The organism is Rhizobium leguminosarum, from assembly GCF_001679785.1.
Taxonomy (GTDB): Bacteria; Pseudomonadota; Alphaproteobacteria; order Rhizobiales; family Rhizobiaceae; genus Rhizobium; species Rhizobium leguminosarum_R.
On sequence record NZ_CP016292.1, the window covers coordinates 63,431 to 89,734 of the forward strand.

The window sequence follows — 26,304 nt, forward strand, 5'->3', positions numbered from 1 at the left end:
TAGGGACGCTGTCCACATTGTCTCATTCCTTGCCAAAAATGCGAGCCTTTGTAACGATCTTACTACGAGGAATTACGACACTGATAGCGCCGTCGAGATAAGGCGGTATTTTTTTATCGCAGTAAAAGCTCACCGCTGTTTTGGCACGTGTCACGCCGGTGTAGGCTAATCGCTTCTGTACTCCACCCATACGCGAGAGGCTATCGAGCCCGGCAATGTGCACGCATCGAAATTCAAGACCTTTGGCCGCCGACATGGAAGACAGCCAGATCGGGGCATGGGGATCAAATTCTTCACTTTTGCAAAGAGTGAGCTGGGACGCAAAACCCAAGTCTGCAAGATGATCCGCGATGAGCAGAACGTCTTCATTCTTCGGGCAGAGAACGCCGATCTTCTCTCCCGGATACGCCACCAGCTGATCGGGGATCTGGTCTGCGATGGCTTGTGCCTGGTCCGCAATCGAAAGGCCCGATTTAGAGGTGACCTTCACGGGATAGGCCAGTTCGTCGTACTGCGCGTTGGGTGTCAAGGCATTGTGTGATGGATAACCTGCCAGGATGGCGTCTGCGATCCTGCAGATATCGCGCCCATTCCGAAAATGATAGTTAAGACTATGCCTTATATTGGTGGCTGCCTCAAGCTCAGCAAAGCAGCTGGCAACCTCGAATACCTGCTGGTGCTCATCAGCTGCCGCAACCAGGACCTTCGTCAAGGCGGCGAATATCTTGATCTCCTGAGGAGTATAATCCTGTGCCTCGTCTAGCAAAAGTGCATCAAACAGCTTCGCGACCTTACCGCTGCTGATCAATGCCTGGACGCCATCTGCTCTCAACTGACGAGCCTGTTCCAACGCCATGCCACTTGCATCGAAACCCTTACCATTCTCGCGCAGGATTTCGTTGAACATGCGTGCATGCGTGGTGATCCTATCGACAGGAAATTTATATTGAGCGCCGCCGATTTGAATGAAGCTTTTCAACAGCGATCCGAACACAACGACCTGCAGGTTCGGGAACGCACCCAACGCCAGATAATTCGCGCGGAGCAGCAGAAGATTGGTTTTGCCGCTACCTGGTGGACCTTGAATTAGAATGCTCTGATCGGCGGCGATGTCGAGAATAGCCATCTGCTCGTCGATCAGGTCCGTGTCGTCTTTCCACCAAGTGCTCATATGCTGTTCTCTTCCGTTGATAGAAAGTGGGTCGCATCGCCAGCAACCGATCCCGTCTCAATTTTTGTGTAATAGCTCTCCAACGTCCCGAGAAGCACGGCCTGAAGCAGTGAGCTGCTGTACAAATCCTCTTCAGAACCTTTGAAAATTGTGCGCTGGTGATTTAATTCCGATGCTTCGATAGCTCGGGACGAAAGCGCGTCGCTGTAACGAATGACATACTGCGGAGTGCCTTCGTTGTCGTCCAAGTTCAAAATCACGAATTTCAGGGCCAGCTGGAACTCCATACCCTTGGCTTCATCCGCACTGAATGAAAGCATTATCTCACGACTGTCGTTTTCAGCTTCAAAGATATCCGATCTCCGAAGAGGGAAGCATGCAGCCTCCGCAAGGATCGAAGCCAAGCGGGTGTCGAGCTGCTGAGTGAACTGGTCCATCCTCTGCAAGAACAAGCGTCGCCTCTCCGCGTCAGCCAGGCTAGCGGTCGACATGTTCGCCCGTGCGAGCTTCTGCCGTTCCAGAATGGAAAGTTTGCGTGCCTCGGCGTTGACATCCTCCAGTTTAGCGGCGTCCTCGAAGTCGCTCCAACTTAGCATCTCCAGACGAACTTCAGGTTTCTTGACCAAAGCCCGCCGAGCCAAGAACATCAGGCGGGGTTCGCCTCCACTGATGGTAGGCGTCGTTCCGCGTACCGCATCAACCAGCAAAGTAAAGGGTTCGCTCACTTCCGCGAAAATCGGCTTCTTCATCAGCAGGTCGTGCAGCACCGCCCCCATCTGATAAAAGGTGACGGCCCGCCAACCCTCTATCGTATCTTTCTCCTTGCGATCCAGGAATTCCGGGGAGCTGTAGCGCAGGGTACCAATGAATGGCCGTTGATCTGCATCTGTCAGGTTGGAGACCCCTATCGGAAGTAGTACACCTAGATCGAGGAGAATGGCGCGACTGAAGTCACCACTGATCGCTATGTTCTCTGGTTTGACATCCCGGTGAGCCAAGCCAAGGTCTTCGAGAAACCGAGCCGCGGAAGCTATCTGTGAGATAAGGGTTCCGTAATTCTCAGGCGGAATTAATGACCCAACCTGATGAAAGTTTTTGAAAGGCAGTCGTTCCATCACCACGAATAGGTGGCCGGTGGCAGCGCACTCTCCACCTTCCAATATCCTGACCAGGTGAGGATGCCTTTTGCCAATTAGCTGTCGTTCGCGGTTGATACGCTCCAGCTGAACAGCCCTCCCGTAGCGTTCGATTAGCTCGGGATGAAATATTTTTACGGCGCCTTCGACACCGTCTCTGACACCTGAAAGCACAACGGCAGACTTGCCGTTTCCTAGAATGCCATCGATAGCCCAACCGCTAACGCTGGTCCCAATAATTCCTTCGGCGAAGATTTTCGCCTGTGCACTGTCCATCGGATTACTTCCCCACCCACAGACGCACGAATCAGTGCCTCAGGAATCTCAATTTAACGCTATGCTTGTATCAAATAAATTCGGGGTCTCGGCAAGATTGTCGCACGCCGAGACTGTAATAAACTTAGTATCCGTCGCTAATCCCTCCTGGACGCTCGTTGCCATGAAGGGAGAATCATACCGCGTGTCTCCTGCCGCTGACAAAATCATTTAGATTGCACGAATATCGACGAAGATTACGGTTTGCAAAACTTAATGGGACGGATGCAAGATCTTAGAAATCTTGATCCTCGCATGTGGCCAAGGATTTCGGTGTCGTAAGAAGATCACGCGTTGCTATTCTAGGTCGGCTCACGCAAATTCTACTTAGACTCGCATTTCCTAGCGCTAGAATTATTTATCGACCAGATTGACCGGGGGTGAGTTGAGCCAGGAAAGCGTAGATCAGACCGAGAGCCCCGATTTGGATATGGTCCTGGCAGCACTTCGCCGCGACTATTCAAAACTGGGACCGAGGATAAGGGAGCTGCAGCACGAGGTGACATGCGAATGCGCGGGAGTCACCCTTCGTCTGCATTTTCCCGCCTTCAGACAAGGCAAGACCACTGTCCAAGAACTGGTGGAGCTGGCATGGCTTCACCTCACGCCATTTGCGCTCACGCGAAAAGAAATCGACGCGGTGAGGGCACTTCAGTCGACACTTCCGTTTGATGATTTTTTGATAAAAACAACGCAGCTCAATGATGCGGCGGCCAAGCTTTTCATAAAGGCACACAAAGCGACAAATCGAAATGGTGAAGCTGGAGAACTGCTGCTGTACCTGCTCACCGAATGGATACTAGGTGCACCGCAGTTCATCGCTAAAATGACATTGAAAACCAATTCGCAGATGCCAGTCCACGGTGCGGACGGGGTCCATGTTCGTTACTGTCCGGAGACCGCTCGGCTCTTCCTCTATTGGGGCGAGTCGAAAATGTATGGCGATGTCGGCGCAGCTATCACCGCCGCCGCGACATCGATCGCGAAATCGTTACAGCCTAATGAGCTGGACCACGAGCTCCAGCTTGTGCAGCGAAATATCGATTTCACGGGATTAGGGGCAGATGGAAAAGCAGCGCTTCTGCGATACCTAGATGTTTAGTCCCGGCATTTGATGGATAGGATCGATGATGAATCGATCTGGCTCGGAAGTCCACCTTTTGCAGATGAACTCGTAGGGGGTGAGGCCCTTTAGTGTCTTGAGCCTGCGCCCAAAATTGTAGGCGTCGATGAAGTCGGCGAGATGCTTTTTCAGTTGTGCGTGATCGTCGTAGTGGAAGCGCTTGACAGTCGCTTCCTTGATCGTCCGGTTCATCCGCTCGACCTGCCCATTGGTCCATGGGTGCTTAACCTTTGTCAGGCGATGCTCGATCTCGTATTCCTCACAGACTCGGTCGAAGATGTGCTGGAAGGCATTTTGGTCACAGGCCCGGTTGGTGAACTGGATGCCATTATCGGTCAGGATAGTATGGATGGTGTAGGGCACCGCCGCGATCAGGTTGCGCAGGAACTGGGCGGCATTCATCTTGCCAGCTTTGGCATAGAGCTCAGCGAAGGCGAACTTGGACGTGCGATCAATCGCCACGAAGAGATAGAGCTTGCCCTCAGCCGTCTGCACCTCGGCAATATCGACGTGGAAGTAGCCGATCGGGTAGCTTTTGAACTTTTTCTTCGGTTCTTTGTCGCCTTTCACTTCCGGCAGGCGTGAAATGCCGTGGCGCTGCAGACACCTGTGCAGGGACGAACGTGTCAGATGCGGGATCGTCGGTTGAAGGGCATAGAGGCAGTCATCAAGAGGCAGCAATGTATGCCTGCGAAAGGCGACGATGACGGCTTCTTCTTCAAGGGAGAGGATTGTCGAATGCGGGTCCTTCGGGCCTGTCGGAAGATCGGCCAATGATGTCCGTCTCTTCCATTTGGCTATTGTCTTCTGATTGACCCCATACCGCTTTGAAAGCGCTCTCAGGCTCTCTTCACTATTTTGTATTGCTCGACGGATTGCCTCTGTCGTTGTGGCGCTCCCGTGTAGAACCTGGCCCATAGTGCCTCCCTCCATTCTAAGGAAAATAATGCACCATCAAATGCCGGGACTAAACACCTAGATCCCCATGAAGAGGAATACAACGAACGTAAGGATGTTATCACCTGTTTGATTGGCTTCGATTTCGACGGCTTCCAAAAGGCCGGTGCTGCTGGTGATCAAGGTGCTGAAGACTCTTTCAGGGCATTGGCGAAAGAGAAGCTTGCTGACGTGGCACCGAAGGTCTCAGCCGCGCTCAAAACGGCCGGACTGTATTCCCAAGACGTGGAACTGTTCTTCTTTCCGCTCCCCGCCGTCCAGGAATTCCGGGATCTCTTTCAAGCTAGGATTGGTTGGCTGCCATGATGCAGGAACTGGCGGACAAAATTTGGGAGAACCCCGGTTTCCACGACGCGGCAAATCGAATTGAACTCGCGTGGCTAACCAAAGAGATCAGCGGTATTGACGATAGTCACGCCGACATCACGGATGCCACGCGGTTGATCCGCTCGGCGGCCATATTGGCCTGCTCCGAGACTGCAGATCATCGGCGCGCGGCGTTTCGGGTGGCAACCTGCGCATATGACTTGTTCGGGACCGGCCAAGTACCTTTAGACCAAGCCCTACGTGTTGTGCTCACGCGTCTCGGCAACTTTCCTTCAATCGGCACCCGTGCGGACGTGGCGTCCGCGCGGGCAAGTCTACCGCTCATGCTTGCGGCAGAAGAAATCGCATCGGCTGATGCTCATGAGGTGATGATCAACGGACAAACAGTGCTGCTGACAGATTTCCAGCAGAATCTGTGGCTGAACCTCATCCAAAGTCGCCGCATCGCGTTGGCTGCACCTACATCCGCCGGAAAATCATTTGTCTTGCAGGGATATCTGTCGGCGCTCTTCGACAACGAGCAACCAAAGTCAGTTGTCTATCTCGTCCCGACCCGTGCCCTGATCGCCCAGGTAGCTGAAGATCTGAAGGTCCAGTTTCAGGGAATGCACCAAGATGTCCCCGACATCGTGACGGTCCCGGTCGATGCCGAAACGACCCTCGCCCAGCGCGCCATCTACGTAATGACTCAAGAGAGGGTACAACTCGCCCTTGGAGCTCACCCCGACTTCAGCGCCAGCGTCATTATCGTCGATGAAGCGCATTCGATCGCGGACGGATCACGCGGCGTACTGCTGCAATGGGTCATCGATGATTTACTAATTCGCAACCCGGCATCACAAATCCTTTTCGCCAGCCCAGCGATCCGTAACCTGGATGTCTTTGGACGGCTGTTTGGCTTGGACGATGTGGTCGAGTTCTCGTCCGTAGAGCCTACCGTTGCCCAAAATTTCTTGGTCACGACCGTCGAGTCCGCCACCAAGGGGAAGCTGGTGATCCACACCGCTGGCGACGGATCGAGAACGTTGCGGCAAGTCGCTACGCTGCAGCTGGGGCGGACGGTAGCGAGCCGGACAGAGAAGCTCGTCCATATCCCTGCGGTGCTTGGACACGGGCATTCAAATATCATCTACGCGAATGGTGCGGCTGAAGCGGAAAGCGTCGCGCTCCAACTCGCGGAATTGATGTCAGATCGCGAACCAACCGAAGCACGCCTCGCTCTATCCGATTTGGCGAAAGAAGCGGTGCACGCCAATTACGCGTTGGTCGAATGCGTCAAACACGGCGTAGCATTTCACTATTCCAATATTCCGACCCAGCTCCGACGTGCAATTGAAGCAGCCGTGTCGTCTGGTGAGATCGATTATCTCGTCTGCACGAGCACGTTGCTTCAAGGTGTCAACCTTCCTGCCAAGAACATTTTTATGTTCGCTCCGGAAAAAGGTCGGACCAGAGCGCTGGAATCAACAGACTTCTGGAATCTTGCTGGTCGCGCAGGAAGGCTCAAGCGGGAGTTTCAGGGCAACATCTTCCTCATCGACTATGACAAGTGGAAGAAGAAGCCGCTCGACGGCCCAAAAGATTCAGTCGTCACCCCAGCGATTGAGAGCAGCCTCAACGAACATCATGACCAGTTAATGACTGTGATTGCTGGGGCGCCGACAGAGGGCCGCCGCGATGAGACTGATCTCGAGACAATTTTCGTTCGCCTCTATACCGATTTCAAAGGTGGCGATCTAAATCAGACATTTGAACGGGCTGGCCTCGCGGTCGGTGATATCCAGTCCGGTCTGTTAGAAACCGCGCTTGCATCGGCCAGCGAGAAACTCACCCTGCCAGCTGCTGTTCTCCGCCGAACTCCGAACATTTCTGCCCACAAACAGCAGCGCCTTTATGACCGGCTGACCGCGAAGATAGCGCTAGGTACCGATGTCGCGCGAACCCTCATTCCTTCGCATCCCCGGGAGAGCGAAGCGTTTCAGTCCTACGCAGATGTTTTGGAGCTGTGCCACGAGGTCATTCTCGGTATCGACACCTCGAAAAATCTACATCGATTCCATGCCTTGATCGCGCGACGCTGGATGCTTGGCTTCCCGCTTCCCCAGATCATCGACGAGCAAATTTCTCGAAATGCCTCGAAGCCTGTTCGAACGACGATCAGAAGCACCTTGGACCTAATCGAAGGCGATATCCGTTTCCAAGCTGTCCGTCTGTTTGGTTGCTACAGCGCACTTCTTGTCTACGCGCTCGACAGCGCGGGCTTGTTGGACATGGTATCCAGCATTCCGTCTCTGCCACTCTACTTGGAGATCGGCGCATCCGATAAAACGATGATCAGCTTCATCTCTCTAGGATTATCACGGGTCACCGCGATGAAGCTGAACGAAATGTCCGCACGTAAAGACCTTGATACCGTCGGAGCGCTGCAGTGGTTGCGGACTCGTCCGCTTGAGGCGCTGGGACTTTCGCCTCTCTTGCTTGCCGAGGTGCGAGCCATTGTGACGGCCTAGAGAGGTCGATAGGTTTAACGCATACTTGACCCTGTCGAGGCGGTTGTTCGAAACCAGATTGTCAGCGACGAAACGCTCCGCCTGTCAAGCACGAGGGCGTCGAGTTATCTGCGATATGTTCGGGGCACTGCCCCATTCGAACAAAATCAGAACATCAGCTTTGACAATTCGCCGAATCCCGTGGATTATCGCTGGCCAGGCTTGGCTGCCAGCCTGACTCCAGTGAATGCCGTTAGCGTTTTTGTGGGTCGGAAACGACCACGGGATCGCCGCTTTTTCTGCAAAACAATTGATAGGATTGAGCCCATGGCCAAAGACGTCGCATTGCTGTCTGAGTTGCATAAGTTGATCGGACAGCGAATGGACGCTGGCCACATCGCACAGCCAAGCCAGATTGTTGAAGAAATATTCAAGAACAAGCCTTTGACGGGTCCGCATGCCGATTTCTACAAGGCATTTGCCAAGAAGGAATTGGTGAGCGTAGTTACGCGAATGGTGAAGCGCATTGGCATGAGCGATGATCCTGCATCCCCTCAAATGGTCTTTCCAGGCCATACTCGATTGGTTAAATCGTATCCTGTGAGTAGAAACGGTGAAAGGGCTTTGGTTCCGATAAGCCTTTGCACTCCGCAAGAACTCTCTGGCCACATATTACTTCTACGCAAGCAAGCTAAAGGCTGCGAAAACCACGCTGTTGAGTTAGAGGAATACGTGGCCAATAAAGCCTCCTTGGAGGAGGCCCACGCGATGAAGGAGCCTCCGAAAGTGGTCGCGGCCGAGCCGGCTTGACACGTAGAACGCAACTCCGCGCGTCACGACGTGCGCAATACGATAGGCAATCCTAACGCAGCATTTGTTTTCAATGCTGCGCGTTTCGCTTTATGAAAAGATCGTTGAATACCCGATCAGCTCCCCATGCCTGAGCGGACGTAAAGGCAAGCTGCCGCAACTCGTCGCTGGCGAGCGGCTGCTGTCCAGGCTTATAGCCGAGATCATGGTTTGCCTCGGACCAAGCATGCTGAAAAAGTGTCTTGATTTGCAATTCGAAACAATAGGGCACGAGGTCCTTGTTGAAACCCGGGTCGATTAAATCTTGCTGCAGCATCAGGATATGGTGGTTTCCAAAATACCCGAATTCCCACTCGTTTTCTGGCAACATATCTTTCGACTCGATAGCGTGAAAATAGCGCTGAACTTCCTCCGAAATCCTACGCACATCATCCTTGTAGAAGGTAACGATCCGCGCGCCGATCTGATCCTGAATCTGATGAAGCGGATCATCGTACTTGGCTTTGCCATCCCTCAACGCAGCGGCTTTGCCCACGAAGCGCTCCACGGACTTCGGGCGCGTCGAGATTCGATCGATCCGTGGCTGACCAGCGAAGATGCCTTGCAATAAGTTGGAAAGCTTATCGGCGATGGGAAAGAGCACGGTTTCGTATCGCGCTCGATATCGAACTTCTACTGTCATCTACCTTTCTCCAGTTTTTCACTAACCACCGAGCCGACTGTACTGAATCGGATCCTGTCGGCTCCTTCCTCAACGGGCGTGTGTTGAAATACCTTATCGAAGGAAGCAGCATCGGCCGTCAGCATAGCCCCGTTGTCCAGCTCCACAGTCCGGTAAGGCAATTGTTTCGTGAACTCGGTAGCATCGAATTGAAAATTATCATTGGCCAAGTCAGGTCGTTCAAGCTGCTTCACCACGGCGGCCTTTGCGCCGTCGGTAAATCCGTAGCGATTACAGAACGCCTCAACGCTTAACGTCGCCGCACCAAGCCCACTGGCAAGCGTAGCCGCGGCGGTGATCTGGCGCTTTACTTCTAGATCATCCGTAGCCTTGATGGCTTTCTTCAGTGCAACGGCGAGACGACGCGTGCCAAACGCGGGACTGGTCATGAAGTCTGACAGCAGGAAGTCCTTAACCCAGTAGTCCGACGAGTCCAGATCCTGACTGTTAATCTGCTTGTCGACGGCCATTCCACTCCAGAAGCCGCCTTGAAATGACTGGTGTTTGTATACGACAGCTTTGTAAGAATGGGCATTTTTCATGAATACGCGGTCGATGAATTCGACCGTCAGCATGTCGGCAGCCTCGTTTACGACCACGCCGTTGTTGGCACGAAAGCGGGATATCACCACCTTGTGCTCGGCGCCTTCGGTTCCCTTAATCAGGAATAGAAGCCCGAGCCCCGAGCGACGTGTCGTTACTGTCGCCAGTTCCCCGGCAAGCATACGGCCCAGATCGACCCCTGGCGCTGACGCGTAGGCAATCAACATGTCTCGACGCGCGTTCGCTTGAGCGCCGTCGTTGCCCTTGTTGAAGGCGATACCAATGTTGCATTCGGTATCAGCTTTTTCGTACACGTTCCTCATTAGCGCGAACATGTCGCCTTCATGCGGCACTTGGCTTCCGACGATGGCTGATGGCTCGGCTACCCCCTTATTGGGATACACAAGGTATGTATGGATGCTCTCGATAGGCAAGCTATTCCCCCTCGCCGCCAAATACTTTGATTTTACAACAGCTACATAGAATACCTGTCCAGCACAAGCAGACGCGAATCTTTGTACCGCATCACAACCTAACTGAGAATCTGCAAAATCGCGGATGATCACTTCGGCTGGCGATCCTGAAGGTGGACGCATACTTTGCCGACGTTCGTCGCGTTAGATGTCTTCTGCAAGTCTCAAAGTTCCCACAAGAACGAACGTCATGAATTCGGGAGGTGACAACTGATTGCTTCATTATCTTGACGGGACGCGACTAAAGAAAGTTCGAACTCAAAAGTAGGGGATTGAGGATTTAGCCAATACACGACATGGTAGCAATGCCTTTGGAGGAGGCCCCCATGGATCCAAATAGCCCGTTAAAGAAAGTCCCCTTTCTGTACCATTTTACCGACCGGAGAAATCTAGATCTCATTCGTCAGCACGGAGGGCTGTTCCCGATCGCGCAGCTCGTCGCAGGAGGGATCGCTGTTCCTGCCCCAGGTGGGAACGAATGGAGCCGAGACGCCGATGCACTGAAGGGAATGGGCAACTACGTGCATCTATGTTTCCGGAACAGCCATCCCATGGAATTCGTTGCACGGAGAGACGGTCGTATCACAGACTCGATTTTCCTCCGCATCCATCCGGCTGTGCTCGACTTCGCCGGCGTACGATTTACGAATGACGTTTCAAACAAAAGTGGTGTAGAATCGGTTCCGATTGAGCAGGCAGCCGCTCTTGTTGATTTTGAGGTTCTGTACACGCGGACGGATTGGAAAGATCCGGCGATCCAGCAGCGGCTCTTGCATGCAGAGAAATACGAGGTCCTGGTTCCAAGCCAGATACCTCTCGAATTAATCGGAAACATTTAATGGCCGAACGTCCCATTTTCATACCGTCGGTCGATTCCCCTGGTTTCGTCAAAGTCGTGAGCTTCGACATCCCGTTTGCGACGGGTTTCGCGCCCGTTCAAAAGCAGAAAAACGTCCGCTCGCTGCACGCTGCCGCCGCGCATGACGGATATAGCCCACTCCTTGAAATTTCTTCAAAATCCCAGGAAAAGGCAGGCCGCCACCTGAGCGCATTTCATCTCAAAGTGGACACTGCCTCGGGATTGATACCTCTTGAAAACGCCTTTCAGGGCAGCAAGGTATTTGAACACGGTGGACCATATATCGATCTTTACCAGACCGATCCGCGCAGCGCGAAGCGAGATCCCAGATTGAAGGACTCTGGCCGCTTGGTAGCTTTCGAGCTCGACGGAAACGAATTTCCGCTCCAGCCGTCTACGGTTTTCTATGACTGGCTTTATCTCAACGCCATCTACCCGCACCGGGAATGGCTGAGGGAAAGGATCGACGGTAGCATGCGTTACGCGGGATATACCGATATCGAATTCAACCCAAATAAGTCGATCAATTGCCAAGCAAAATCCTGCGCTCTGTTTGTGTCTTTAACGCGCGCCGGCCTTCTTGATAAAGCCATGAACTCAGCAGAGGGGTTCATCGCGTTCATGTCAGAGCAAATTCAATTAAGGCGCTCACAGCCTGAACGAGCCAATCAGTTGCATTTTTAATGCACCAAATTTGAGCCAAGGAAGACATCGCCGTTCGCAGCGTATGCGGAGCAGTCGTCACGCCAACGACGCGCGACAGTATCCGCCAGTGCCCGCGCCTGCACCAGCCAAACACGCTTTATCGGTGCGAACCTGTTGGCCCTTGGAAATGACGGAATGGTCCACGTCTTCCTTGAAATGAGGTCCGGATGACGAGGCTCAGCCCCAGGGTTCCACGGCGGTCGAAAACGCTAGCGGTTCGTGGCGATGATCAATTGGTCTAGAGAATACTCCACGCGCGAAACCTCCCCCTTCCCGTCATCTCCCGCAGACCCAGCTCCAAAACAATCCGCCGCGCCGCCTGCGGCGTGACGTCCAGCGTCTTCGCCACCATCCCGGCCGACAACAGCGGCCTTGCCATCACCAGCTCGACCAGCTCCGGCAATTTCGAGGAGGTTCGCCGTCCTTCAAGTTTTCGGTCCATCATCGTCTTCGCCAGCGTCAGCCGGTCATGCTCCTTGAGGCCGATCTCGGCGGCCGCCAGAAGCCCATGGGCGATGGCGATGTGGCTTTTAGTTTGCAATTTCAATCGGCCAAATGTCATGCGCTTGTTAAGCTTAGGCGGCAAAAATAGGGCAGGTTTTCGCTAACGATTTCGATGGGGCTGAGCATGCCAAAGCCATTTCAAGATCGTGGACCAGGCCATGACTCTTCTGATGTCCAATGGCTTACTGCACGCCGGACCGCTCGCGAGCTGGACCGTATTTTGGAAGCGGGCGGATCGCGAAAGGACGCTATAGCTCGAGCGGCAGCCGAACTCCGGCTGACATCGCGACAAGTCTATAACCTCCTGGCCCGTTATCGCGCAGAGCGGAAAGTAACTGCACTGCTGCCTCGCACTGGCTCCGATCGGCGCAAACGACTGCCGGAAGCGGTCGAAGAAGTCATCAGCGCGACGCTGCGCGAGCAGTGGCTTACGCTCGAGGCGCCGCCTCTCGCACCTGTCGTCGCCGAGATCCGCGCTCGATGTGAGGAAGCCGGCCATCCATTGCCGTCCTATGTATCAGTCGCACGGCGTATCCCGTCGTTGTTCTCGGTTGAAGAGATTGCGAAGAAGCGCTCGGCCAACCCGAAGCACGTGCTGCGGCTCAAGCCGCGACCGGGCTATATCCATGCACCAAACCCGCTCGACGTCTGCCAGATCGACCATACGCCGACCGACATAAATTTCGTGGAGGTTGTCGACGGGGCCGGAGTTTTCGTCGGCCGCCCGTACCTCACAATCGTCACCGATGTAGCGACACGTGCCATTCTTGGTTTCTGTCTCACCCTGGAAAAGCCGTCAGTCCTGTCCGTCGCGCTTTGTCTCGCGCAGGCGATATGCCGGAAAGATACGTGGCTCGCCACGCGCAATCTCAACTATGCCTGGCCAATGTTCGGTCGGCCGAAGCTGCTCGTTACCGACTCGGCCAAGGAGTTCAAGGGACACGCCTTCCAACGCGGCTGCGACGATTACGGCATCCGTATCCGCTATCGCGATCGTGGCCGGGTCCATCAAGGGGGCGTTGTCGAGCGACTGCTGGGCAAACTCAACGGAGTTCTTGGCACATATCCCGGCTCCTCAGGCCGCTCGGTGGCCGATCGCGACGAATACCCGTCAGAACGACGCGCTTGCCTGAGTTTCGCCGATCTGGAGCGCTGCGTAGCGCTGGCAATCATCGATCACAACCTCCAGGAAAATCCCAAGACGCTGAAGGTGCCGATTATCGAATGGCAGCGCGACAATATGGCCCTGCCTGATTGCAACGATGAGCCGCAGCAGGTGCTGTTGTCGTTTTTGCCCGGGACCGAACGGCAATTGTCGGCCCAAGGGATCAGCATGTTCGCCTTGCACTATTATTCGCCATGGCTCGGTTCCCTCGTTCCAGAGCGAGATCGGCTTGGAAAGTTGGAGGTGCGATACGATCCCCGTGACATCAGCCATGTCTACGTCCGTGACCCGGAAACCCGATTGTTTCGCCCGGTCGAGCGACGTGACGGCCACTTCGTGCCGCTGACCCTGTGGGAACATGATGCGGAGCGCGGGCGCCGACGCGCGATCAACCTGCGCTCGAGCGTCGACAAGGTGGCGTTTCGTCGTGAGATCGCAGCCATCGCCGCTGCTGCAAAGCCTTCTAAACGCGAGCTGCGCGATGCGGTGCGCAGAGCACATGCTGCCGCAGCACAGAAACCTTACGCTGCCACCGAGGCGCAAGCACCGGATCACAAAGCACATCCAATGCGACAGAAGAACCGGCTACCCGTGGAAGACTGGTGACCGGCATGTCGGATCATCTATTTGACCATGTCCGACCTCTTCTCGATCGTAGCAATGAGGAACGGGTCGCCTATGTTCGTGCGCCGCGGTGGATTGGGCACCAGGTTGCAAAGGACAGCCATCAGCGCCTGGCCGAGCTGCTGTCACGACCTGCGTCATTGCGAACCCAGGGACTGATGCTGGTCGGCCCCTATGCAAATGGCAAGACGATGATCGCAGAGCGGTTTGCCGTCGAACACCTTCGGACATCGCCTGAGCAAAGGATATGGATAGTCCAGACACGCGAAGGGGCCGGACTCGGCCACTTCTATGCCAGCATTCTCCAAGGCCTCCGCGCGCCTGGCGGCGAGATGTGGGACGTCGGCCGGAAGGCCGAGCAGTTGGATCATTTGCTGGCGAACCTCAAACCGAGGGTGCTGATTTTCGACGAATTTCACAATGCGCTGCGGGGCCGCCCCCGCGATGTAGAGGCGGTCTTTGCTTTCTTGCGGCGGATCGGCCGGCAATACGACATCTCACCAGTTTTGATCGGTGAGGTGGCCATCTACGATTTCGTCAACGCCACCAGCGAGATGGCGAGCCGGTTCGACCTGATGGCGGTCCCTCGGTGGCAATACGACGAAAGCTATCTCATGCTTCTCGACAGTCTCGAAGCGGCCTTGCCCATAGCCAAAGCCTCCGACCTGTCGAACGAACCGTTGGCGCGCCGGATATTCAGTCTGTCAGAAGGGTTGATCGGCGAGGTCGTCACCATCGTCACAAAGGCAGCCGTCCTGGCAATCAGATCCGGCGTGGAACGCATCACCAAGGCTGGTATAGAAGAACTGCGTCACATGCCGATCTCGCATCGGCGCAATGCCGCGCTACGCGAAAGCCTTGTATGACGGCGATCGACGGCCAGGCGCCGGTCATCAGCATTCGCGAGCGATATCGAGATATCGTTTCGGAGCGATGGCCGATAATCACCACACCACAGCCGGACGAGTTGCTGTCGAGCTGGCTTCACAGGCTTGCCTATTCCAATGGCGTGCCCGCGCGCGCTTTCGCCCGGGTGCTGGGGCTCAATTCGGGAATGTGGTCAGCCGCATTGGATCTCAGGCTCCCGATCGATGTGGCGAACCAGCTTCAAACATACGCCGGTGTTTCGCTCCATCAGCTGACTACAATGACACTGTCACACACTCTGCCGAATCAACTCTTGCTACCGCTTCGCAACAGCCGGCGGCGGGATCGTTCGACCTGGCTTCAGTTCTGCTCGCAATGCCTCGCCGACGACGCACATCCGTATTTTCGGCGGCGATGGCGGTTGGCAACCCGTGTTGCATGCGACACGCATGGCAGCAGATTGCGTGACCGATGCCCTTCCTGCCGCAGCCACGTTGCCGCCTTTGACCAGAGCGAGCTCGTGCCGCAACATTATTGTGCCCTGTGTGGTTACGACTTGCGCCGCGCATCGGCCATCGACCTATGCCCGGTGGCGAGAAGACTAGACCGGTGCATTGATGAACTCTGCAGCTATGGATCGACCAGCAGTTCGTCCGCAGGCGGCGTGCTCATTCGGCGTCTTCTGAACATACCTCGGCCTGCCGGAATTTATCCACGGACGATCCTGACTGGCCTATCCGCATCAGCGCGCACACGCTGCTTCGAACGCCTTGTCGGTCACCCAGGCGACGAGGGTATCGAAGAGCAGGATGCCCTGGCCGGTGCTGAGGCCCGATTCGTGCTTCCGCCGGATGGTGGCCCTGGTGTGCTGATCGGACAGTTTGCGGAAGCGCTCGCCTGTAAGTTAGGTCGGCCTCCCGCGGCGGACATTGACCGACCAATGATCGATCTTTCGGGTGTGCTCAGCGCCTATGAACAGATGCGTAATATCTCAACTATGGCCGACCAGCGCGCAAGACGCTCAGTTCCAGCCGGTCGCTGCCAGTGCTAAAAGCTCACTCGTCTTCCGACGCCTCATTCTCAAGATCAGTTGCCGCGGCTTGCTGCAATACCTGCCGGCTGAGCAGCCCCGCATCCTCCAGCGCCTCGATGTTCGGGAGGTCGCGCAATGTCTCCATGCCGAAGGCCGATAGAAAATGTCGGGTCGTGACGTAGGTATAGGGTGCGCCGGGCGTCGGACTGCGTGGTCCAGAGGCGAGGAAGCCAGCACTACGGAGCGCGGCGATCGTATCGCGACTGACTTCCTTGCCGAAGATCTTTGAAAGCTCGCCACGGGTGACTGGCTGATAATATCCCACCGCCATCAGCACCATCGCCTCGAACTCCGACAGCGCCGCCGCCCCGCTCCTTGTCGGCGCCGACGAAGATCGTATCGCGTCCGCGTAACGCGAACGCGTTCGATGCTGCCAGCCGCCGGCGACCGATACGAGCTCATAGGGCCGGGAACTGAGTTCCTCGCTCAGATCGTCGATCAGCAGGTCAATACTGCAATCCTTGCCGATCACCCGCGCCAGCGTCTCGCGGCTGACCGGCTCGGCGGAAGCAAAGATCACCGCCTCGACGCGCAGCATCCATTCCCGCCAGCGCAGTTCGGCCGGCAGGTCTTCGAGTTCGCGGTCGAACAAGACCTCCTGCTGTCGATCTTTCGCCTGACGCCGGCCGCTGGTTTTCGCTGCGCTCGTTGCACCCATCATCACAACCCAAAAATCCGGAACGATGACCGGCCGGACTGTTCGCGCACCGCGTCGAAACTCTCGAGCCGCTCGAACAGCCGCGTGGCCGCCCAGCGCGACAGGTTGCTGCCGGGCGCCGAGGCTGGCACTGCATCCTCGTTCAACAGCCTGCGGATCACCGATCCGGCACCCTTGGTGCGCAGCTTCGGCGCGACAGCCAGCAGCCGGCTGGCCCGCCGATCGATATCGGCAGCAGAGCGAAGCGCCGCCTCGACACCCTCGACCAACGCCAGGCAGACCGCGCGCGGATAAGCCGGATCGCCTGGTCGCACACGCCCGCGTCCGCCGTTCGTACGGAAGGCGGCGCCGTAGCGCTCGGACAGCAGCAGCGGCACGGGTCTTGGCCATTTCAGCTTTTGGGAGAGCACGACATCGGCCAGGCCCAGGGCAAGCACCTCGGCATCCGGGCGAACGGCAAAGATCGCCGTTATCAGGTCCGCCACTGCGAAAGGTGCTGCTCGCCCGGACTGGATCGCAGAATCGACCGTATCCAGGATCGAGGCAAGACCATCGTCCCAACGCAGGTCCATTAAATCGGCGAGCTCCTTGACGAAGGGCGACCCCGGCGTGCCGGATCGGCGGGTCAGCGATCGTGTGGCCAGAAACAGCTTTCCGGCCGGCCCCGGATCGTCCCCGGGTGCCGTCAGCAAAAGCGCGTCACGGAGCGCGCCTTCTTCTTCGTTGCGGCCAAGCATTCTGGCAGCGATCGCGGCGGACTTCAGGGCGAGGCGATCACGCCAGCAGCCGAGCCACTGAGGGTCGGCGCGGATCAGATCGTCAAGGGATTTCAGAGCGATACCGGCGGCAAAGGCCGCGTCGGCCTCGTTCGTTTCGTGGCCGCGCGGCAGTGCCCAGGTTGGCCGGGCCTGCGACCAGATCGGGGCAGGTGGTGGGGCTGATGCGGGCGAATCCATGCACGAGAGCATAAATCAAGTGCGCAGTTTTGGCCAGCAACATTGTATCAAACCGCACGTGCCGTCGATCATATAAAACGAACGATAAACTTCCATTATCGTTCATTTCTGTCATTATAAGGAAATGAGCCAAATCATCGAGCAAAACAGCGAAAATCATGGCGAGGCGAGCTCTGCTCCGTCTCTCGGCACGCCGGTTCCGGACGATATTTCCGCGTCGCAGCCGTCGGCCGGCATCCCGATGCACAACGCCACCCTCCCCTCCCCTCTTCCGGAAGCAAGCACTGCCTTGCCCGCCCACCTGGAGCAGCTTGCCGATCGAGCGCGCGGTTATGTCGAGGCCTCCAGTTCCGCCAACACCCGCAAGGCCTATGCCTCGGACTGGAAGCATTTTTCCGGATGGTGCCGCCGGCAAGGGCTGGAGATCCTGCCACCCAACCCGCACACCGTCGGCCTCTACATCACCGCCTGCGCCGGTGGCAGTGACGCGGTCACCGCCTCGGGTGCGGCAATCGCCGGCCGCAAGCCGAATTCGGTGACGACGATCGAACGGCGGCTGTCTGCCATCACCTGGAACTATGCCCAACGTGGCACGCCGCTCGACCGCAGGGACCGCCATATCGCGACGGTTCTTGCCGGCATTCGCAACACCCATGCTGCCCCTCCCCGGCAGAAGGAAGCGGTGCTGCCCGAACACCTGATCGCCATGCTGGAGACGCTTCCCCGCGGTACCTTGCGAGGCCTTCGCGACCGCGCCATGCTGCTGATCGGCTTTGCCGGTGGGCTGCGGCGCTCCGAGATTGTCGGGCTCGACGTCGGCCGTGACCAGACGAAGGACAGCCGCGGCTGGGTCGAGATCCTCGACAAGGGCATGGTGGTCACGGTCCGGGGAAAACGAGGTTGGCGCGAAGTGGAAATCGGCCGTGGTTCGTCGGACGCGACCTGCCCTGTCGTTGCGCTGCGGACCTGGCTGAACCTTGCAAGGATCGCGCACGGCCCGCTCTTCCGGCGGGTCACCGGTCAAGGCAAGGATGTCGGATCGGACCGGTTGCTCGATCAGGAAGTGGCACGGCTCGTCAAGAAGGTGGCATTGGCTGCGGGCGTGCGCCCCGACCTCACCGAGGCAGAGCGCGCGGAAAAGTTTTCTGGCCACTCACTGCGCGCCGGCTTGGCCTCTTCGGCCGAGGTCGATGAGCGCTACGTGCAGAACCAGCTCGGGCACGCGTCCGCCGAGATGACCCGAAAATATCAGCGGCGGCGGGACCGGTTTCGGGTGAACCTCACCAAGGCGTCCGGGCTTTGACTCCCTCCCCTGCCCCGATGATGAAATCGTTAGGTCAAAATCGTGGGCTGGATTTTTAGCTTAGCGCTTCAATTGAAATCGGGAAGTAAAAGCCACAGCTGGCGTCGAAAGCCGGTCGCATCAGGGCTGTCATGCTGATTTTCGCGAGATCATAAGTCATTGAAATTATGGTAAATGATTTGCTAAAAGAACTCTATTACAATATTGCGGTTCCTCACATGGTATGATTGCTGGTTGGCGTTCTAACCATCGATAAGTACTGGTTATCGATGGTAGATTGATTTGGCGCCGCAAATCAGCAAGGATCGCAGCAAAGCAGGGCCGACACGGCCGCCGAAACCTGCCATTTGGAGGGTCCGTGGCCAAACCCAAGACATCACTGACCGCCGTCGAGCGGCGCGCCGAAGAGCTCGACACCATCGCCGCCGTACTGCCGATCGAGCGCCGCGACGAACTCGCCGAACTGCTGACCGACCAGGATGTCGAGACGCTGCGCCATCTCGTCAACCAGGGCATGGGCGACAACACACTGCGGGCGCTGACCTCCGATCTGACCTATCTCGAAGCCTGGGGATTGGCGGCGACCGGACGATCCCTCCCCTGGCCGGCGCCGGAAGCCCTGCTACTCAAATTCGTCGCCCATCATCTCTGGGACCCGCAACACCGCGAGACCGATCAGGATCATGGCATGCCGGCCGAGGTCGACGAAAACCTCCGGAGCCAGGGTTTTCTCAAATCTCTCGGTCCGCACGCGCCCGCCACGGTGCGCCGCCGACTGGCGAACTGGTCGACGTTGACGAAGTGGCGCGGTTTTGACGGCGCCTTCGCCTCCCCTGCCCTCAAGTCAGCCATTCGGCTGGCGATCCGAGCCGCGCCAAGACAACGTCTTCGCAAGAGCGCCAAGGCCGTCACCGGGGACGTGCTGGCAAAACTGCTGGCGACCTGCGCGAGCGACAGTCTGCGCGATCTGCGTGACCGGGCGATCCTGATGGTCGCGTTTGCCTCCGGTGGCCGGAGGCGCAGCGAGATCGCCGGGCTGCGCCGCGAGCAGTTAACCGTCGAGCCGCCAATAACACTTGAGAATGGCCCTCCCCTCCCCTCTCTCGCCATCCATCTTGGTCGGACGAAAACCACGACCGGCGAACAGGACGACATCGTCTATCTGACCGGCCGACCCGTCGAGGCGCTGAATACCTGGATGACAGCGGCGAAGATCGACAAAGGGAGCGTGTTTCGGGGGATCGGGCGCTGGGGGACGGTGTCTCGGCGGGCGCTCGATCCGCAGTCCGTCAATGCCATCCTCAAGCAGCGGGCGCAGATGGCCGGGTTGGATAGTGGGGAGTTTTCGGCGCATGGGCTGCGATCTGGCTACCTGACGGAGGCCGCAAACCGCGGCATTCCCCTCCCCGAAGCGATGGAGCAATCGCGGCATCGCTCGGTTCAGCAAGCCTCGAGTTATTACAACAATGCCACGCGGCGCAGTGGGAAGGCCGCGCGGTTGCTCTCTTGAGCTTATGGCGCCGCTATGAACGGCGCATGAGGGCGCAGCCGCAGCCGTTTGGCGCGCAGGCCCACTTGCGACTTTGGCTCTTGAATGCCTCTACCTCATTCCCCACATCCCCGCCGCACAACCGGTGAGGAGAGTATGCGCGAGTTTTTCGAGAAGACGTTCGGGCCAGCAGAGTTGTCGGTCGTCGATGCTGTTTTCAAAGCGTGGCTTGCGGAAAGTGGCATCACGAAAGAGATGCCGGAGGCCGAGCTTGCCGCGCGGGCTGTGATCAATCTCTTCCGCGAAGGACACGACACTCACGAGTCCCTGACGGCCGCCGCGGCTATGCACAGGGGCTTGGCAGACCTCAAGGACCCATTGCCCATTCCAGCGAGGTAGCACCTCTATTGCGATACAGGCATCGAGAACGTGAAGCACGTTCCCAGGTCGTCCGAACCAAATGTGGTCATTCCCTGGTGCGCTAAGCCCTGGTCAGGTGTCAGTAGACCAATCGCGTGCGTATCGTTCCCGGAATTTCGCGTAACGCCTGAAGGATCTCGTCGGCATTTGCGGAAATCCCTTCGGCCTCGACCACCACGTAGCCCGTATCGCCGTGGGTCTGAAGGAACTCAGCGACGATGTTCAGCCCGCGCGACGAGAAGATCTCGTTGAGTTGGATGAGCATGCCAGGGCGGTTTTCATGCACGTGGATGAAACGCGTGCCGTTCGGGCGCTCGGGCAGCTGAACCTGCGGAAAGTTGACGGCGCCCATGGTCGATCCGATATCGGAATATTCGACCAGCTTTCTAGAGACTTCTCCGCCGATGCGCTCCTGCGCTTCTTCCGTCGAGCCGCCGATATGCGGCGTCAGAATTACATTGCTCAAGCCCTGCAACGGCGTCTCAAAACGCTCGTTGTTCGAAGCCGGCTCTTTGGGGAACACGTCGATGGCGGCGCCCGCCAGATGGCCTTCTTTCAGGACTTTCGCAAGCGCATCGAGATCGACCACTGTGCCGCGGGAATTGTTGATGAAGATGGCTCCCTTCTTCATGCGGCGCAGCTCGGCTTCGGTGATCATGTTATGCGTCGAAGGCGTTTCGGGGACGTGCATCGTCACATAGTCGGAGATTTCGAGAAGCTCGCCGAGCGAAGCCATCGATTCCGAATTGCCCCGGCGCAGTCTGTCGGAAAGATCGAAATAGCGCACCACCATGCCCATGCTTTCGGCAAGCGCGCTGAGCTGCGATCCGATATTGCCGTAGCCGACAATGCCGAGCGTTTTGCCGCGGACTTCGCGGCTGCCGACAGCGGACTTCTCCCAGCCGCCCTCATGGGCGGAAGCCGAACGGGGAAATATCTGCCGAGTCAGCATGATGATTTCGCCGATCACGAGTTCCGCCACTGAGCGCGTATTCGAATAGGGTGCGTTGAAGACCGGAATGCCACGGCGCCGCGCCGCATCCAGATCGACCTGATTCGTACCGACAGAAAAACAGCCGACGGCGATCAGCTTCTTGGCGGATTCGAAAATCTCCTCCGTTAACTGCGTGCGGGAACGAATGCCGATGATATGGGCGTCGGCGATATGGCTTTTGAGATCGCTATCATCGAGCGCTTTCGGTAGATGGACAAGGTTGGTGTAGCCAGATGACAAAAAATAGTCCGCGGCGGTCTGGCTGATGCCTTCCAGCAGAAGCACGGAAATTCGGTCGCGTGGGAGAGAAAGTTGACGGGTCATAGATGTTGCTCCGATTTCCGAAAGGCCGATATGGTTTCAGTCGCTTATGAATCTCTAAGCGGCCGCACGAGAGCTAATACCAATACCTTGGTAGCGCGAATAGATCTCAACGTAGCACGGTTGCGAATGCCTCCTCACCCAAGGATCGGAAACGATGACATCGGCTTCGCCGTCCCTCCCAACCGACTGAAAATCGAGGTTCAAGAGCAATAAGCCATTGATTTAGCGATACTAACGGCCCAAAAAAACGGCTGACAATTGACCTAGCGGTAACGGATCTCAGCTCATTCGTCGATTTCTCATCCCGCGAGCTTTCCCCCTGCCCCATTGGCCTTGAGAAGTGCCATCAGCATCGGGCCAAGCGAAAACTCGCCGCGCTCCGATCGCTTTGTGAGATCTCGTAGATAGCCACCGGCCGAACTAATCATGTTCGACCTTTCCAGGATACACGCCATGGCCGCCGCGGCATTCTCCGGTCCCATAACGCCACAAGCTTCCTCGTATGCGGACGGGCTGACCCCCAGCATCGACCGAACGACGACTGCCGCGCTCATCAGCTCGCGCCAATGGCCTACTCTACCTCCCGGCCCGTAATCGCTAATCTGAGGGCAGGCTCGAAGTACCATGCCAAGCGGGAACGCCTTGATATGTTGGGTGGTGCGTTGGCCGCTTACCTGACCCTCCGCCCTCGTTTCAGCTACAGCCTCCAACTTCTCGCCCTGCTCGTTTCGAGAGCTAGGTTCAAGTTCATAGATGGATTCGGGTTTTGAATTCTGTATGTGGCATCCATTTTGGATAGCATTGCCATCCGTTTTTTCATCTTTTATCTGAATTTCCAGCTGGTTGAGCACTTCCTCACGAAGAAGCTCCATCTCGTCGAGTGTAGCCTCCACCTGCTGACGGGAGGGATATCGCGGAAGCCGGTCGAGGATGCCAACATAGGCGTCTTCAACGGCTTCCCAATTGCCGCTGGCTCCTTCTTCGAAGGCAGCTGTGATAAGCTTGCGAACATCCCGCCGGCAGATGGTCAAAGCTTCCTTGATCCTACGGAAACGAATTCGTTCGGCAACGACGTCCTGCGCGAGCTGAGCCAGTTCGGCCGCGCGAACGACCAATGGAGTCAAGTCGAAGCCGTATGCTTGTTCTATCTCGCCATCGCGATCTCGATGAGCGTAGCGCTTTCCGTTGGGACTGTCGCGTCTCTGGATAAGACCCGCATCGACGAGCGCAGCTAAGTGCCTACGCAGCGTCGTTCCCGCGATACCATGAGCGCGGAGCGACAGCTGGGCGTTCGATGGAAAGACGATCGGGCCGCGCTCTCTATCGAGTTCATTGTCAGGATAAAACGTCAACAGAGCATCGAGCACTGCAAGCGCTCTATCCTGGAGGGCCAAGCGTTCTCGCGCCTCACTGATGTCGCGGAAGACCTTCCACTTATCGACACACTTATCCGTTTTTGATTCTGCGACGGAGAGCTGCCCTTTCACCAGGGCGAGCGTCATCGATCGCCGCCCAAAGGGCGTCGAGACATGTCCCGTTTGCATTTTTCTTTCACCTTTCTTCGGGCAAAGGAAATCCGCTCACCAAATCGGTGCCAAAGACTCTTGACTGTGATTCCGGGAAATGCGATTCTCGATCTTGCTACGGATAACGAGAGAGGCTTCCACGGGGTACCGTTCGGGGGCCTTTTTCTTTTGCGGTTTAATCTCCGTTGTCTTCAGGTTTAGAACGCCTGTATTCGTCGTACAGCTGGTCCATTCGGCTGGAGAGCCAATCACTAAATGGCTTGGCTTCTGTGTTCGAAAGCTCGATAGCCACCTTCTTGGACTTGGCGTTCATCGAAAAACTCAACGAGCTATCGCGCGATACCCACTCTTTCGCAGATGCCGTCGCTTTCGGCTTCTTTGCATCTGATTTGGTCTTGTACCGCTTGAGATAATCGTGGAGGTCGTCAAATCTCTTGTCCTCGGAAAGTTCAAGGAACTCAGCGTTAGCCACGCGATCGGTCGAAGCTCGTAGTAGGGCAGGGGTAAGCACCAGTTGCCTGAGGCTCAGCCATTTATCCCGCCCTATCTTCTTCGCGGCGCCAACCGCCTTGATGACTGGAGCAGGGACGACTTCGACAACGCCGAGCATCTTGGACAGCATCGCTTCATCGATGGCCAGGGATGTTCGAACTACGTCCTTGGTCAGTCCCGTGGCAAGTAGGTTCTGAGCAAAGTAGGCACGCTCGATAAACGACAGATTGGACCGGGCCGAGTTTTCCTGGCCTTGTGCAATAGCCGAGGCGATATCGTCGAGTTTCTTGACGATCGCCTTAACCGGAATTCCGAGCTCGCGTGCGACTTTCAGGCGCCGGTGGCCGAAAACGACCGTATATCGCTGCCCATCCGAACTCGGCCGCACCAGGATGGGAGTCGACTGCCCGGACTCCTGGATTGCCTGCTTCAGTTCCTGATACTCCTCGCCGTCATCGGAGAGACGATCGGAGATAGAGGAGGCGTCGAGCGACTGTGGATCCAACTCCACAATCACTTCACCTTCCATCAGCTTCTTGGTGTTCTCCGCAAGATCCTCAATGGACCGAACAACCGTCTTCGCAGCCCCGGTCATCGCGTAGCCAGGCTTGGTTGGCGCTCTGCTAGCGGAGAGAGAAGCTATGTCCAACTTTGCAAAAGGGTTTTCACGCGACATGGCTCGTCTCCATATACCCTGTCAACTTCGATAAGGTCTTGCTATCCTTTGCGAAAAGCGGGAAAAAAACGGCTGACAAGGTCATTTCCGCCCCCATGCACTGTGCATCAATTCCATGATCTCGCCATTTGCGGAATTCAGGCTTTCGATAGCGCGATCATATGTTGACCGGACGAAGTCGCCTCGCTCAACCTCGTACAAGGTCTGCTTCTTGATCGAGGCGTCCGAGATCGCTGTCGACTTCAACACATGATTTCGAAGCATGTGCTGGGCAAACATCGACTGCATGAAGCCGACCATTTGCGCCTGCGGTATGTCCGTCGGTTCGAAACGCGTTACCAAATAACGAAACCATTCCACCCGGATCTCGGCGCCGGCCTCGGCAACCGGCGTCATGATACCGCCGAGCATCATCAGGAACTGGCTCATCGACATGACGTCCAGCATCTGGGGATGGATGGTGATCAGGATGCCGGTGGAGGCCATCAGCGCGGTTATCGTCAGATAGCCAAGCTGTGGTGGGCAATCGATGACCACCACATCGTATCGGTCATCGACATCCTTAAGCGCATTGACGATCCGCATATGAAATAGACGTCCCTCACCCCCCTTCTTTGAAGAGATGGCGAGCGGCACGTCGTATTCGTACTCCTGCAAAATTAGGTTGGCGGGCACGACATCGAGGCCGGGGATGTTGGTCGATTGGATGACATCAGCGATCGGCTTACGCTCATCATCGAAGCGGAGCGCTTCGTACAGCGACGAGGTTTCGTCAAGCTCTGGCTGGATACCAAACAAGGATGTTAGCGATGCTTGCGGGTCAAGGTCGACGGCAAGGACGCGGTGGCCGGTTAGCGCGAGATACTGGGCAAGATGAGCCGCCGTCGTTGTCTTTCCGCTACCACCCTTGAAGTTCACGACAGACACGACCTGCAGAGGTTCGCCCTGCCGGCGTTTGGGAAGGTAATATCGCTTGTCCGATTTCTTGTTGGTCTCGAGATACTCTCTCAGTTCGAGCATTTGATCGGCCGTATAATATCGGCGACCACCGACCGATTCGATCTCTGGACCTTTGCCTTCGGAATGGATCTGTCGCAGATGACTTTGCGTGACGCCCATGAAATCCGCGACTTCACCAATCTGGAATTTTCGCAAACCCTTTCGAGCATCAGGCGGATACTGCTGGCTGCGCAGCATATGCAACGCGCTAGAGATCTTTGATCCCTGCTCGGCGATCTCAAGATCAAAACGGTTAGGCAGCGGCTGGCTCATTTTGCGAACTATTTCCTTGGTGGCCACACTTTCGAAAACATGGCCACATAGCCATCATTTGCGCAACTATCATGCGATTCCGCCTGCGCGGCAAGGAATTTAAAGTTAACAAAGTCTTAAGTCGATCGTGCGCATTTTCTTCGGTTCGCCAAATAAGCGTGACAATTCCTCACGTTAGGCCCAAATTTGTCGTATCCGGCCTTTCATCTTTCCTGTGACTCAACCGCCTAAATTACAGACAGCATGGCTCTCCGGCTCTCGAATCGAGGCGAAACTGACGGAATCGACCGCGACTCGCGAGGTGCAAAATTG

Annotated in this window: 23 protein-coding genes and 1 pseudogene; 12 read left to right on the forward strand and 12 right to left on the reverse strand. The window is 56.6% G+C overall.

Features of this window, described 5'->3' with window-relative positions; all coding sequences use genetic code 11:
• Positions 1–22: 22 nt before the first annotated feature.
• Positions 23–1,171 carry an ATP-binding domain-containing protein gene (locus BA011_RS38635; protein WP_065284702.1) on the reverse strand — a complete coding sequence of 383 codons (1,149 nt, stop codon included), beginning with the start codon at positions 1,169–1,171 and terminating at the stop codon, positions 23–25.
• Positions 1,168–2,583 (reverse strand): protein kinase domain-containing protein, encoded by a 1,416-nt coding sequence (locus BA011_RS38640; RefSeq protein ID WP_065284703.1) that lies wholly within the window; start codon positions 2,581–2,583, stop codon positions 1,168–1,170. Before BA011_RS38640 ends, BA011_RS38635 begins: the two co-directional genes overlap by 4 nt.
• Positions 2,584–3,007: 424 nt before the next feature.
• Between BA011_RS38640 and BA011_RS38645 the strand changes: the two genes are divergently transcribed.
• Positions 3,008–3,724 carry a DUF1837 domain-containing protein gene (locus tag BA011_RS38645; protein ID WP_151343788.1) on the forward strand — a complete coding sequence of 239 codons (717 nt, stop codon included), beginning with the start codon at positions 3,008–3,010 and terminating at the stop codon, positions 3,722–3,724.
• Here the strand turns inward: BA011_RS38645 and BA011_RS38650 are convergent.
• Positions 3,713–4,663 (reverse strand): IS481 family transposase, encoded by a 951-nt coding sequence (locus BA011_RS38650; RefSeq protein WP_072637808.1) that lies wholly within the window; start codon positions 4,661–4,663, stop codon positions 3,713–3,715. The genes BA011_RS38645 and BA011_RS38650 overlap by 12 nt on opposite strands.
• Between BA011_RS38650 and BA011_RS38655 the strand changes: the two genes are divergently transcribed.
• The 3 genes from BA011_RS38655 to BA011_RS38665 all read left to right on the forward strand — a co-directional run bounded on the left by BA011_RS38655 (position 4,655) and on the right by BA011_RS38665 (position 8,328).
• Positions 4,655–5,008, forward strand: a complete 354-nt coding sequence (locus BA011_RS38655) for a Hachiman antiphage defense system protein HamA (protein ID WP_186806653.1) — start codon at positions 4,655–4,657, stop codon at positions 5,006–5,008. The genes BA011_RS38650 and BA011_RS38655 overlap by 9 nt on opposite strands.
• A complete protein-coding gene (locus BA011_RS38660; RefSeq protein ID WP_065284706.1) occupies positions 5,005–7,539 on the forward strand; it encodes a DEAD/DEAH box helicase in 2,535 nt (844 codons plus the stop codon). Before BA011_RS38655 ends, BA011_RS38660 begins: the two co-directional genes overlap by 4 nt.
• Positions 7,540–7,845: 306 nt before the next feature.
• Positions 7,846–8,328: a hypothetical protein gene (locus BA011_RS38665; protein WP_065284707.1), complete on the forward strand. Its 483-nt coding sequence runs from the start codon at positions 7,846–7,848 to the stop codon at positions 8,326–8,328.
• A gap of 70 nt (positions 8,329–8,398) precedes the next feature.
• Here the strand turns inward: BA011_RS38665 and BA011_RS38670 are convergent, their stop codons facing one another.
• The gene (locus BA011_RS38670; RefSeq protein WP_065284708.1) at positions 8,399–9,010 is read right to left on the reverse strand and encodes a GTP pyrophosphokinase; all 612 of its coding nucleotides are present in this window, start codon (positions 9,008–9,010) and stop codon (positions 8,399–8,401) included.
• Positions 9,007–10,158 carry a hypothetical protein gene (locus tag BA011_RS38675; RefSeq protein ID WP_151343789.1) on the reverse strand — a complete coding sequence of 384 codons (1,152 nt, stop codon included), beginning with the start codon at positions 10,156–10,158 and terminating at the stop codon, positions 9,007–9,009. Before BA011_RS38675 ends, BA011_RS38670 begins: the two co-directional genes overlap by 4 nt.
• Before the next feature lie 233 nt (positions 10,159–10,391).
• Between BA011_RS38675 and BA011_RS38680 the strand changes: the two genes are divergently transcribed.
• Together BA011_RS38680 and BA011_RS38685 are read left to right on the forward strand one after the other, a co-directional pair.
• Positions 10,392–10,904, forward strand: a complete 513-nt coding sequence (locus tag BA011_RS38680) for a DarT ssDNA thymidine ADP-ribosyltransferase family protein (RefSeq protein WP_167379008.1) — start codon at positions 10,392–10,394, stop codon at positions 10,902–10,904.
• A complete protein-coding gene (locus BA011_RS38685; protein WP_065284711.1) occupies positions 10,904–11,608 on the forward strand; it encodes a DarT1-associated NADAR antitoxin family protein in 705 nt (234 codons plus the stop codon). The genes BA011_RS38680 and BA011_RS38685 overlap by 1 nt, the downstream gene beginning before the upstream one ends.
• 259 nt (positions 11,609–11,867) lie before the next feature.
• Here the strand turns inward: BA011_RS38685 and BA011_RS38690 are convergent.
• Positions 11,868–12,152: pseudogene (locus tag BA011_RS38690) on the reverse strand (helix-turn-helix domain-containing protein); the annotation flags it as partial.
• A 105-nt stretch (positions 12,153–12,257) separates the two neighbouring features.
• On the opposite strand from BA011_RS38690, the gene BA011_RS38695 reads away from it, so the two are divergent.
• Genes BA011_RS38695 through BA011_RS38705 form a run of 3 tightly spaced genes read left to right on the forward strand, consistent with a single transcriptional unit; the run spans position 12,258 to position 15,840 of the window.
• On the forward strand, positions 12,258–13,904 hold the full coding sequence (locus tag BA011_RS38695) for a Mu transposase C-terminal domain-containing protein (RefSeq protein ID WP_065283527.1): 1,647 nt from the start codon (positions 12,258–12,260) through the stop codon (positions 13,902–13,904).
• Positions 13,905–13,909: 5 nt separating this feature from the next.
• Positions 13,910–14,788, forward strand: a complete 879-nt coding sequence (locus BA011_RS38700; protein WP_065283526.1) for a TniB family NTP-binding protein — start codon at positions 13,910–13,912, stop codon at positions 14,786–14,788.
• Positions 14,785–15,840: a TniQ family protein gene (locus BA011_RS38705; RefSeq protein ID WP_065282911.1), complete on the forward strand. Its 1,056-nt coding sequence runs from the start codon at positions 14,785–14,787 to the stop codon at positions 15,838–15,840. Before BA011_RS38700 ends, BA011_RS38705 begins: the two co-directional genes overlap by 4 nt.
• 4 nt (positions 15,841–15,844) lie before the next feature.
• On the opposite strand, the gene scpB is transcribed toward BA011_RS38705, so the two are convergent.
• Positions 15,845–16,540 carry an SMC-Scp complex subunit ScpB gene (gene scpB, locus BA011_RS38710; protein ID WP_065282910.1) on the reverse strand — a complete coding sequence of 232 codons (696 nt, stop codon included), beginning with the start codon at positions 16,538–16,540 and terminating at the stop codon, positions 15,845–15,847.
• A gap of 2 nt (positions 16,541–16,542) precedes the next feature.
• Complete coding sequence (locus BA011_RS38715; protein WP_065282909.1) at positions 16,543–17,496, reverse strand: DUF1403 family protein; 954 nt, start codon at positions 17,494–17,496, stop codon at positions 16,543–16,545.
• A gap of 124 nt (positions 17,497–17,620) precedes the next feature.
• On the opposite strand from BA011_RS38715, the gene BA011_RS38720 reads away from it, so the two are divergent.
• The 3 genes from BA011_RS38720 to BA011_RS38730 all read left to right on the forward strand — a co-directional run bounded on the left by BA011_RS38720 (position 17,621) and on the right by BA011_RS38730 (position 20,687).
• The gene (locus tag BA011_RS38720) at positions 17,621–18,799 is read left to right on the forward strand and encodes a site-specific integrase (protein WP_065282908.1); all 1,179 of its coding nucleotides are present in this window, start codon (positions 17,621–17,623) and stop codon (positions 18,797–18,799) included.
• A 358-nt stretch (positions 18,800–19,157) separates the two neighbouring features.
• Complete coding sequence (locus BA011_RS38725; protein ID WP_065284713.1) at positions 19,158–20,309, forward strand: site-specific integrase; 1,152 nt, start codon at positions 19,158–19,160, stop codon at positions 20,307–20,309.
• Positions 20,310–20,444: 135 nt separating this feature from the next.
• On the forward strand, positions 20,445–20,687 hold the full coding sequence (locus BA011_RS38730; protein ID WP_065284714.1) for a hypothetical protein: 243 nt from the start codon (positions 20,445–20,447) through the stop codon (positions 20,685–20,687).
• Positions 20,688–20,787: 100 nt separating this feature from the next.
• Here BA011_RS38730 and serA read toward each other — a convergent pair whose 3' ends face one another.
• The 4 genes from serA to repA form a co-directional block, all read right to left on the reverse strand.
• Positions 20,788–22,026 (reverse strand): phosphoglycerate dehydrogenase, encoded by a 1,239-nt coding sequence (gene serA / locus BA011_RS38735; RefSeq protein ID WP_065284715.1) that lies wholly within the window; start codon positions 22,024–22,026, stop codon positions 20,788–20,790.
• Positions 22,027–22,325: 299 nt separating this feature from the next.
• Positions 22,326–23,570, reverse strand: a complete 1,245-nt coding sequence (repC, locus tag BA011_RS38740) for a plasmid replication protein RepC (protein ID WP_065284716.1) — start codon at positions 23,568–23,570, stop codon at positions 22,326–22,328.
• 157 nt (positions 23,571–23,727) lie between these two features.
• A complete protein-coding gene (gene repB, locus BA011_RS38745; protein WP_028744193.1) occupies positions 23,728–24,720 on the reverse strand; it encodes a plasmid partitioning protein RepB in 993 nt (330 codons plus the stop codon).
• An 81-nt stretch (positions 24,721–24,801) separates the two neighbouring features.
• On the reverse strand, positions 24,802–25,992 hold the full coding sequence (gene repA / locus BA011_RS38750; protein WP_018009855.1) for a plasmid partitioning protein RepA: 1,191 nt from the start codon (positions 25,990–25,992) through the stop codon (positions 24,802–24,804).
• Between the last annotated feature and the right edge of the window lie 312 nt (positions 25,993–26,304).

Bases quoted from the DNA above. Each gene is read 5' to 3' on its own strand.
- BA011_RS38635 (WP_065284702.1), bottom strand. From the start codon at position 1,171: ATGAGCACTTGGTGGAAAGACGACACGGACCTGATCGACGAGCAGATG.
- BA011_RS38640 (WP_065284703.1), bottom strand. From the start codon at position 2,583: ATGGACAGTGCACAGGCGAAAATCTTCGCCGAAGGAATTATTGGGACC.
- BA011_RS38650 (WP_072637808.1), bottom strand. From the start codon at position 4,663: ATGGGCCAGGTTCTACACGGGAGCGCCACAACGACAGAGGCAATCCGT.
- BA011_RS38660 (WP_065284706.1), top strand. From the start codon at position 5,005: ATGATGCAGGAACTGGCGGACAAAATTTGGGAGAACCCCGGTTTCCAC.
- BA011_RS38665 (WP_065284707.1), top strand. From the start codon at position 7,846: ATGGCCAAAGACGTCGCATTGCTGTCTGAGTTGCATAAGTTGATCGGA.
- BA011_RS38670 (WP_065284708.1), bottom strand. From the start codon at position 9,010: ATGACAGTAGAAGTTCGATATCGAGCGCGATACGAAACCGTGCTCTTT.
- BA011_RS38680 (WP_167379008.1), top strand. From the start codon at position 10,392: ATGGATCCAAATAGCCCGTTAAAGAAAGTCCCCTTTCTGTACCATTTT.
- BA011_RS38685 (WP_065284711.1), top strand. From the start codon at position 10,904: ATGGCCGAACGTCCCATTTTCATACCGTCGGTCGATTCCCCTGGTTTC.
- BA011_RS38695 (WP_065283527.1), top strand. From the start codon at position 12,258: ATGCCAAAGCCATTTCAAGATCGTGGACCAGGCCATGACTCTTCTGAT.
- BA011_RS38700 (WP_065283526.1), top strand. From the start codon at position 13,910: ATGTCGGATCATCTATTTGACCATGTCCGACCTCTTCTCGATCGTAGC.
- BA011_RS38705 (WP_065282911.1), top strand. From the start codon at position 14,785: ATGACGGCGATCGACGGCCAGGCGCCGGTCATCAGCATTCGCGAGCGA.
- scpB (WP_065282910.1), bottom strand. From the start codon at position 16,540: ATGGGTGCAACGAGCGCAGCGAAAACCAGCGGCCGGCGTCAGGCGAAA.
- BA011_RS38715 (WP_065282909.1), bottom strand. From the start codon at position 17,496: ATGGATTCGCCCGCATCAGCCCCACCACCTGCCCCGATCTGGTCGCAG.
- BA011_RS38720 (WP_065282908.1), top strand. From the start codon at position 17,621: ATGAGCCAAATCATCGAGCAAAACAGCGAAAATCATGGCGAGGCGAGC.
- BA011_RS38730 (WP_065284714.1), top strand. From the start codon at position 20,445: ATGCGCGAGTTTTTCGAGAAGACGTTCGGGCCAGCAGAGTTGTCGGTC.
- serA (WP_065284715.1), bottom strand. From the start codon at position 22,026: ATGACCCGTCAACTTTCTCTCCCACGCGACCGAATTTCCGTGCTTCTG.
- repC (WP_065284716.1), bottom strand. From the start codon at position 23,570: ATGCAAACGGGACATGTCTCGACGCCCTTTGGGCGGCGATCGATGACG.
- repB (WP_028744193.1), bottom strand. From the start codon at position 24,720: ATGTCGCGTGAAAACCCTTTTGCAAAGTTGGACATAGCTTCTCTCTCC.
- repA (WP_018009855.1), bottom strand. From the start codon at position 25,992: ATGAGCCAGCCGCTGCCTAACCGTTTTGATCTTGAGATCGCCGAGCAG.